The organism is Pseudomonas sp. TWI929, from assembly GCF_039673335.1.
Classification (GTDB): Bacteria; Pseudomonadota; Gammaproteobacteria; order Pseudomonadales; family Pseudomonadaceae; genus Aquipseudomonas.
Genome location: NZ_JBDJLK010000030.1, coordinates 53,466 through 62,294 on the forward strand (window position 1 = coordinate 53,466; position 8,829 = coordinate 62,294).

The window sequence follows — 8,829 nt, forward strand, 5'->3', positions numbered from 1 at the left end:
ATTGAGTGCACTGGGCGACAGCGCGGCCCCAACCCTCTCAACCCGCTTGCAAGGCCCGCGGCCGCTGGCTGCGCTGTTCATCATCGGCACTGACAGCCGGTTGCAGGCAGAAGTCGAACACCACCCGCGCTACTGCACCTTCAAGCTGCTCCACCTCACCCACCAACCCATCGCGTGTGGCATGGGCAAAGTCATCCCACAAATACGCATCCCCCGCCAGGTTGATCTGTGTGGTCAGGTGCCGGTACCCCGGTGCGCTGATGAAGAAGTGGATATGCGCTGGCCGCTGACCATGGCGGCCGAGCAGGTCCAGGCAGGCCTGGGTCGGGCCATCGGCCGGGCAGCCATAACCGCTGGGGACGATGCTGCGGGCGCGATAGCGGCCCTGGGCATCCGTGCGGATACGCCGGCGCAGGTTGTATTCCGACTGGCTGGAATCGAAGTAGGAATACAGGCCCTGGGTATTGGCATGCCACACGTCGACGATGGCCCCGGCCAGCGGCTTGCCGTCCAGGCCCAGCACCTGGCCTTCGAGCAGCATCGGCTGGCCTGGGTCGCGGCCGTCGTCCAGTCGTGCCTCGCCTTCGCACAGTGGTGCACCGGCCACGTATAGCGGGCCTTCGATCGTGCGTGGGGTGCCACCGCTGTGCCCGGCCTGGCTGTCGCGGGCATCGCTGAGCAGGTCGAGGAAGTGCTCCAGGCCAAGCCCCGCCATCAGCAGGCCGGCTTCGTTGCGGCTGCCCAGGCGGTTGAGGTAGTCGACCGCCTGCCAGAATTCGTCGTCGCTGATGGCCAGGTCCTCGATCAGCTTGGCGCTGTCCTGCAGGATGCGCAGCACGATCTGTTTCAGGCGTGGGTTGCCCTGATCGTTGCCAATGCCTGCCGCCTTCGCGAAGAAGGCCTGGACCTCGGGGGAATGGGAAATCGCTACAGTCATGGTCGCCTCACCGGTCGTTGTTGTTATTGCGGTTCAAGGCCTACAGCAAATGCGATGCCATGTTCGCAACCCGTTGATATCCAAGGCTTTGGTGTTTTTCCAGCCAGCGGCAGCTGGCACGCGCTCGATCATTTGATCAACCCGCGCCAGTGCCATTGCGCAAATGCTCAAGGCTTGTCGGGCGCCTTTTTCAGCCTGTAGGCGAGGGCCGGGCGGGTCATGCCGAGCAGGCGTGCGGCCTCGGAAACGTTCTGCCCACAGCGCTGCATGGCCGCCTGCATCAGCGCCTCTTCGACGGTATCCAGGCCGGTGCCGCTGTCGAGAATCTGCGCCACCCAGCCAGGCGCTGCCTGGTCACTGGCCACTACCAGCCGGCCATCGCTGCCCAGGCCGATGCTGTCGGTGGCCGGCGGGGCATGCGGGAACAGTGCGTCGAGGCCAATGCTCTGGTTCTCGTCGGTGATGATCACGCCACGCTCCATGAGATTTTCCAGCTCGCGAATGTTGCCCGGCCAGTCGTACTGCAGGCACACCTGCAGGGCGCGGTCGCTGAGGCCACGGGTTTTCTTGCCATAGCTCTGGTGCAGGCGGCCGAGGAAGTGCTCGATCAGCAGCGGGATGTCTTCGCGGCGCTCGCGCAGCGCCGGGATATGCACCGGAAACACGTTCAGCCGGTAGAACAGGTCGGCACGGAAACGCCCGTCCTTGACTGCCTGCTCGAGGTTTTCGTGGGTGGCGGCGATCACCCGTACATCCACCGGCCGCGTGCGGCTGTCGCCCACCCGTTCCAGCTCGCCCTCCTGTAGCACGCGCAACAGGCTGGCCTGGGCGCGCGGGGTAAGTTCGACGATTTCGTCGAGGAACAACGTGCCGCCGTTGGCCCGTTCGAAGCGGCCCATGCGCGCCTGCTGGGCGCCGGTGTAGGCGCCTTTCTCGACACCGAACAGCTCGGCTTCGATCAAATCCGGTGGAATGGTTGCGCAGTTCAGCGCCACGAACGCCGCCCCGGCGCGCTCGCTGCGCAGGTGCAGGCTGCGGGCGATCACTTCCTTGCCGACCCCGGTTTCACCCAGCAGCAATACCGAAGCCTTGCCCGGGGCGACCTTGTCGGTAAGCGCGCAGCAGCGCCGGTACACCGCCGACTGGCCGATGCCGTAGAACTGCCCCGACTCGTACTGCAGGCGCTGGCGCAGGTTGGCTACCTGCAACTGCAGCGATTGCAGCTCGTCGATCACCGGGTCGCTCTGGAAGTAGCGCAGGAAGGTCTCGGCATCGTCCCATTGCTCGACCGGCTTGCCGATGATGCGGCATTCGCTGCCCCCGCAGCCACGGCAGCTGACCTCCTTGTACAGCACTTGGCGGCCGAGGAAGAACGAGCTGTAGCTGATTGCGTAACCGAGCAGCATCCAGCACACCGGCTGCTCGGAATGCAGGCCTTCGGACTGGCAGTTGTCCACCTCGAAAGAGTCCTGCCATTCGATGTCGGCGTAGAAGTGGCCGTTGTCCAGGTCGATTTCCAGCTGCAGCGGGCGCACCTTGACCATGCCCTTGAGCGAGTGCAGCTGCGGGCCGATGAAGAACATCTCCACCGGGTTGCCGTTGGGCCGCAGCTTGCGCGCAAGCTCGGCGTCCTTGAGCCCCGACTGGTAGCCCAGGCGCAGGAAAAAGCCCTTGGCCCGCTCCACGCCGAGCATTTCGATCAGCTCGCGGCGCATGCTGGCCATGGTCGCGGCCTGCACCAGCAGCATGCGCTGCTCGTCCAGCCAGATCTTGCCTTCGGTGCCTTCGAACCGTACCCGTTCGGTCAGGTCCTTCAGCGCCGGTGCAGGTTCCGGCGCCCTGTACTGGGTAATCATTCGCTTGCGCCCCTTGCTTGTAGTTGTATGGGGAACCGGCGCGCACCCGCTCAGGCAAGGCGGGTTTACTGGGCGCGCCGAAACGACCGCGGTGTGCAGGCAAGGCACGGGTCGTTCTCTTTCTAAACCGCCTGAAACCTGCGCAAAAGTCAATCGCTGGCCACCTTGGTCATTTGCTCGAAGTGCACTGGGGCGATTGAGCAAATGATCAAACGAGCAGGCAGCGGCGCGCTCGCAGCGCCGTGCCTGAGCAACCATATGAAAATTTAAAACCTAATAAAAACAATGAGTTGAGTTCTATTTTTAGCGATTGAAAAGCGCCTGGCACAGCCGTTGCTCTAGCCCTTGGCACGTCCAACCGGAGCACCAGCGCATGACCCCAGCCACCACGCCTTTCGAGCAAATGCCGCGCTACGTCCGCGTACGCAGCGAGCCGGACGCGGCCTTTGTCGAGTTCGACTTTGCCATCGGTTACCCGGACCTGTTCGTCGAGCTGGTCCTGCCGCGCAGCGCCTTTGCCAGCTTCTGCGCCAGCAACCGGGTGCGCCACATGGATGCCGCGATGGCCGCTGCCGTCGATGCCGACATGCAGAAGTGGCGCTACGGCGAAGGCCGCGACGCGGACGACTGAAGCGCCGTTGACCGGCGCATTGCATCCCCACAACAACAAGTACAGGACGCCTTGCATGAGTATCGAAATCAAGACGGCCACGGTCGAGCCGATCCGCCAGACCTTCAGCCACACACGCCGGCGTTTCGGTGACAAGCCGGCCAGCCGCTACCAGGAAGCCAGCTTCGACATCGAGGCCGCCAGCAACTTCCACTACCGCCCGCTGTGGCAGCCCGACAAGCTGCTCAACGACCCCAGCCGCACCGCCGTGCTGATGGCCGACTGGTACGCCGTCAGCGACCCGCGCCAGTACTACTACGGCACCTACGTGCAGGCCCGGGCGCGCATGCAGGAAAACGCCGAGCACAGCTTTGCCTTCTGCGAAAAGCGCGAGCTGCTGGCCAGCCTGCCGGCCGAAACCCGTGCCCTGGTTGCGCGCCTGCTGCTGCCGCTGCGCCACGCCGAACTGGGCGCCAACATGAACAACAGCGGCATTGCCGCCGATGCCTTTGGTACCAGCGTCACCCAGATGCACATGTTCCATGCCATGGACCGCCTGGCCATTGCCCAGTACCTGTCACGCATCGGCCTGCTGCTGGAGGACGACGGCCTGGCATTGCTGGCCGAGGCCAAGCAACGCTGGCTGGACGAGCCGGCCTGGCAAGGGTTGCGCCGCTACGTTGAGGACAGCCTGGTAGTACGTGACTGGTTCGAGCTGAGCCTGGCGCAGAACCTGGTCAGCGACGGCCTGCTGTACCCGCTGCTGTTCGAGCATTTCGACGCGCAACTGGTGGCGGCCGGGGCAGGGCAGTTGGGCATGCTCACCGAGTTCATGCGCCTGTGGTTCGCCGAGAGCCAGCGCTGGGTCGATGCCTTGGTCAAGACCGCCGTCGTCGAAAGCCCACACAACTGCCAGCTGATCGAGGGCTGGGTAAGCCAATGGCGCGGCCGCGCCGTGCAAGCGCTGCTGCCGCTGGCCGAAGCCGGCCCTGGCCGCGAAGCGCTGGATGCCATCGACAGCGCCTTTGGTGCACGCCTGAAAAAACTCGGCCTCAGTGGAGACGCCGCATGACTTCCCTCGTCTACATCGCCTTCCAGGACAACGACAGCGCCCGCTACATCGTCGAGGCCATCACCCAGGACAACCCGCACGCCCAGGTGCAGCACCAGCCGGCGATGATCCGTGTGCAGGCCGAAGGGCGCCTGGAAATCCACCGCGCCACGGTGGAAGAAAAAATCGGCCGTGAATGGGACGTGCAGGAAATGCTGATCGACGTGATCACCCTCGGCGGCAACGTCGAGGAAGACGAAGACTGCTTCGCCCTGCACTGGAACTGATCCGCATAACGACAAGAACCCGGAGACCACCATGGCCGCCAAACGCCTCAACCAGAAAGACAAGTACCGCTGCCTGACCCGAGACCTGGGCTGGGAGCCAAGCTACCAGAGCAAGGACGACATCTACCCCTACGAGCGGTTCGAAGGCATCAAGATCACCGACTGGGACAAGTGGGAAGACCCGTTCCGCCTGACCATGGACGCCTACTGGAAATACCAGGCCGAAAAAGAGAAGAAGCTGTACGCCATCTTCGATGCGTTTGCCCAGAACAACGGACACCAGAACATCTCCGATGCCCGCTACGTCAATGCCCTGAAGTTGTTCCTGAGCGGCGTCACGCCCTTGGAGTACCAGGCCTACCAAGGCTTTGCCCGGGTTGGCCGGCACTTTGGCGGCGCCGGCGCGCGGGTAGCCTGCCAGATGCAGGCCATCGACGAGCTGCGCCACGTGCAGACCCAGGTGCACGCCATGAGCCACTACAACAAGCACTTCAACGGCCTGCATGATTTTGCCCACATGCACGACCGGGTGTGGTTCCTGTCGGTGCCCAAATCGTTCTTCGAGGATGCGCGCACGGCTGGGCCGTTCGAGTTCCTCACGGCCATTTCGTTCTCGTTCGAGTACGTGCTGACCAACCTGCTGTTCGTGCCGTTCATGTCCGGTGCGGCGTTCAACGGCGACATGGCCACGGTTACCTTCGGCTTCTCGGCGCAGTCCGACGAGGCCCGGCACATGACCCTGGGCCTGGAGGTGATCAAGTTCCTGCTGGAGCAGCACGAGGACAACGTGCCGATCGTGCAGCGCTGGATCGACAAGTGGTTCTGGCGCGGCTACCGGCTGCTGACCCTGGTCGGGATGATGATGGACTACATGCTGCCGAACAAGGTGATGTCCTGGGCCGAGGCCTGGGAGGTGTACTTCGAACAGGCCGGTGGTGCGCTGTTCAAGGACCTGGAACGCTACGGCATTCGCCCGCCGAAGTACGTCGAGCAGACCACCATCGGCAAGGAACACATCAGCCACCAGGCCTGGTCGATCTTCTACCAGTACAGCCAGGCCACCAACTTCCATACATGGATCCCCACCGACGAGGAACTGGACTGGCTGTCGGCCAAGTACCCGGACACCTTCGACCGCTACTACCGGCCACGCTACGAGCACTGGCGCGAGCTGCAGGCGCGCGGCGAGCGCTTCTACAACCCGACGCTACCGATGCTGTGCCAGATCTGCCAGATCCCACTGGCCTTTACCGAGCCGGATGCACCCACGCAACCGAGCCACCGCAGCCTGGTGCATGAGGGTGAGCGCTACCACTTCTGCTCCGATGGCTGCTGCGACATCTTCGCCTACGAGCCGGAAAAGTATGTGCAGGCCTGGCTGCCGGTGCACCAGATCCTGCAGGGCAATTGCGGTGGCGCCGATGTCGAGGCGGTGGTGCGCGATTACTACAACATCGCCCCCGGGCAGGACAACTTCGAGTACCAGGGCTCGCCCGAGCAGCAGCGCTGGCAGGCGCTGCAGGGCGCCGAACGCAAGGTCGGCTGACGCGCCGATGCGCCAGGGCGCCCTTGCCGCGCCCTGGCTTCTACAAGAACAAGAGGAACATTGCCATGCCCGTGACCGCCATCGGCAGCTACACCGCCCAACCCCTGGACCGCCAGGCCAACTTCCACGGCGCCCAGCTGGTGTACCTGTGCTGGGAAAACCATTTGCTGTTCTGCGCACCGTTTACCTTGCCGGTGGACCCGGCGCTGCCTTTTGCCGCCTTTATCGAGCAGGTGGTCAAACCGGCCATTGCCCTGCACCCGGATGCCGCTCAGGTCGACTTTGCCGCCGCACGCTGGCGCCTCGACGAGCAGCCGTTCACGCCCGACCTGGCCCGAGGCCTGGCCGCCAATGGTATTGCCCACAAAAGCTTGCTGCACCTGCACACCCCTGGCCTTGAAGGCCTGGGCGGCAGCCACAACTGAGGAATGCCGCCATGAGCTATCAAGTCACCATCGAACCCACCGGCGAACAGATTGAAGTAGAGGAGGGGCAGACCATTCTTGAGGCCGCCTTGCGCCAGGGCGTGTGGTTGCCTTTCGCCTGCGGCCACGGCACCTGCGCCACCTGCAAGTGCCAGGTACTGGAAGGCGAGGTTGACCTGGGTGCCGCTTCGTCATTCGCCCTGATGGACATGGAGCGCGACGAAGGCAAGGTGCTGGCCTGCTGTGCCATCCCGCAGAGCGACCTGGTTATCGAAGCCGACATCGATGTCGACCCGGACTTCGCCGGCCTGCCGGTGCAGGACTACCGTGCAGTGGTCACCCAACTGGTGGAGCTGTCGCCGACCATTCGCGGCGTGCACCTCAAGCTGGACCGGCCAATGGCCTTCCAGGCCGGGCAGTACGTAAACCTGCAGTTGCCGGGTATCGAAGGCACCCGCGCGTTCTCCCTGGCCAACCCGCCACACCAGGCCGACGAGGTGGAACTGCACGTGCGCCTGGTGGAAGGTGGCGTGGCCACCGGGCATATCCACCAGCAGCTCAAGGTCGGCGATGCGCTGGAACTGTCCGGCCCATACGGGCAGTTCTTCGTGCGCAGCTCGCAGCCGGGCGACTTGATCTTCATCGCCGGTGGCTCGGGGTTGTCCAGCCCGCAGTCGATGATCCTCGACCTGCTGGCGCGTGGCGACACCCGGCGTATCACCCTGTTCCAGGGCGCCCGCACCCGTACCGAGTTGTACAACCGCGAGCTGTTCGAAGCGCTGGCAGCCCAGCATGCCAATTTCAGCTATGTACCGGCCCTTAGCCAGGCCGCGGAAGACCCGCAATGGCAAGGTGTGCGCGGCTATGTGCACGACGCAGCCAGGCAGTATTTCGACGGCCGCTTCAACGGCCACAAGGCTTACCTGTGCGGCCCGCCACCCATGATCGATGCAGCCATCACCTGCCTGATGCAGGGCCGCTTGTTCGAACGCGACATCTTCATGGAGCGTTTCTACAGCGCAGCCGATGGTGCCGCAGAAGGCCAGCGTTCGGCCCTGTTCAAGCGCATCTGAGCACATTCGAACCCGGCTCCCCGAACGCGGGGGGCCGGTGTGCACCCGACCGATAACAACAAAAAAGGTTGACCCGATGAACCCGACCCTCGCGAACCTGCTTCGCCTTGCCGTGTGCGCCTCGTTGTTCGGCGCTGCCAACCTGTCCCATGCTACCGAAGGGGGCGGCACCTCGTACCCACTGGGGGCCGAAAACTACATGTCTGGCGCCATGCCGCCGCCGGGCTACTATGGCCAACTGTTCGTCAACCACTACGAGGCCGACAACCTGCGCGGCAACGACGGGCGCAAGCTGCCGGTGGACTTCCGCGTGCGCGCCAACGCCATCGTGCCGCGCTTTATCTGGGTGAGTGACTACACGCTGCTGGGCGGCAGCCTGGCGCTGCATGCGATCGTGCCGTTGGTGGACGTCAAGGTCTCGCTCAATGGCCAGTCGCAGCACAACAGCGGCCTGGGCGACGTGATCTTCGGCCCGGCGCTGGGCTTTCACCATAGCGACAAGTTCCACAGCATCCTGGCCTTCGACATGATTGCCCCCACGGGCCGCTACGACAAGAACGACCTGGCCAACCCCGGGCGCAACTACTGGGTGTTCGAGCCGGTGTATGCAATGAGCTACGTCGACCCGGCCGGGCTCAACCTGGATGCCAAGGTGATGTACGACTTCAACCGGCGCAACCCGGCCACCGATTACCGCTCGGGGCAGGAGTTTCATGTGGACTATGCCATGGGCTGGGGGTTGGGCAATGGCTGGGTAGTGGGGGTAGGGGGGTATTACTACCGGCAGACGACTGATGACAACCAGGATGGCGAGCGGATCGAAGACAACAAGGGCCGCAGCTTTGCCATTGGCCCATCGATCAAGTACAGCGGCGAGGGGGGGTGGTTCGTGACGGCGAAGTGGTCGAAGGAAACCGAAGTGCGCAACCGCGCCCAGGGTGATGCCTACTGGCTGAAGCTGACCTTGCCGTTCTAGCACAGCGCGGTCCCCACTGTGGGAGCGGGGGGGGGGGGGGGGGGGGGGGGGGGGGGGGGGGGGGGCGC

The 8,829-nt window shown here is 64.1% G+C and carries 9 protein-coding genes; 7 read left to right on the forward strand and 2 right to left on the reverse strand.

Annotated elements, in window-relative coordinates; genetic code table 11:
• Positions 1-37: 37 nt before the first annotated feature.
• Positions 38-937: a catechol 1,2-dioxygenase gene (gene catA / locus ABE456_RS14530; protein ID WP_346644536.1), complete on the reverse strand. Its 900-nt coding sequence runs from the start codon at positions 935-937 to the stop codon at positions 38-40.
• Between the two features lie 167 nt (positions 938-1,104).
• A complete protein-coding gene (locus tag ABE456_RS14535; protein ID WP_346644537.1) occupies positions 1,105-2,793 on the reverse strand; it encodes a sigma-54-dependent Fis family transcriptional regulator in 1,689 nt (562 codons plus the stop codon).
• A 373-nt stretch (positions 2,794-3,166) separates the two neighbouring features.
• Between ABE456_RS14535 and ABE456_RS14540 the strand changes: the two genes are divergently transcribed.
• The 7 genes from ABE456_RS14540 (at position 3,167) to ABE456_RS14570 (ending at position 8,761) form a co-directional block, all read left to right on the forward strand.
• A complete protein-coding gene (locus ABE456_RS14540) occupies positions 3,167-3,424 on the forward strand; it encodes a phenol hydroxylase subunit (protein WP_346644538.1) in 258 nt (85 codons plus the stop codon).
• A 55-nt stretch (positions 3,425-3,479) separates the two neighbouring features.
• On the forward strand, positions 3,480-4,475 hold the full coding sequence (locus ABE456_RS14545; protein WP_346644539.1) for an aromatic/alkene monooxygenase hydroxylase subunit beta: 996 nt from the start codon (positions 3,480-3,482) through the stop codon (positions 4,473-4,475).
• Positions 4,472-4,741, forward strand: coding sequence for an MmoB/DmpM family protein (locus tag ABE456_RS14550; RefSeq protein WP_019097310.1), 270 nt, complete (start codon positions 4,472-4,474; stop codon positions 4,739-4,741). The genes ABE456_RS14545 and ABE456_RS14550 overlap by 4 nt, the downstream gene beginning before the upstream one ends.
• A 31-nt stretch (positions 4,742-4,772) precedes the next feature.
• Entirely contained in the window at positions 4,773-6,287 is a 1,515-nt protein-coding gene (locus tag ABE456_RS14555) for an aromatic/alkene/methane monooxygenase hydroxylase/oxygenase subunit alpha (protein WP_346644540.1), read from the forward strand.
• A gap of 65 nt (positions 6,288-6,352) precedes the next feature.
• Positions 6,353-6,712 carry a phenol hydroxylase subunit P4 gene (locus ABE456_RS14560; RefSeq protein WP_346644541.1) on the forward strand — a complete coding sequence of 120 codons (360 nt, stop codon included), beginning with the start codon at positions 6,353-6,355 and terminating at the stop codon, positions 6,710-6,712.
• Between the two features lie 11 nt (positions 6,713-6,723).
• Positions 6,724-7,785: a phenol 2-monooxygenase domain-containing protein gene (locus tag ABE456_RS14565; RefSeq protein ID WP_346644542.1), complete on the forward strand. Its 1,062-nt coding sequence runs from the start codon at positions 6,724-6,726 to the stop codon at positions 7,783-7,785.
• A gap of 76 nt (positions 7,786-7,861) precedes the next feature.
• Positions 7,862-8,761, forward strand: a complete 900-nt coding sequence (locus tag ABE456_RS14570; RefSeq protein WP_346644543.1) for a transporter — start codon at positions 7,862-7,864, stop codon at positions 8,759-8,761.
• The last annotated feature ends 68 nt before the right edge of the window (positions 8,762-8,829 follow it).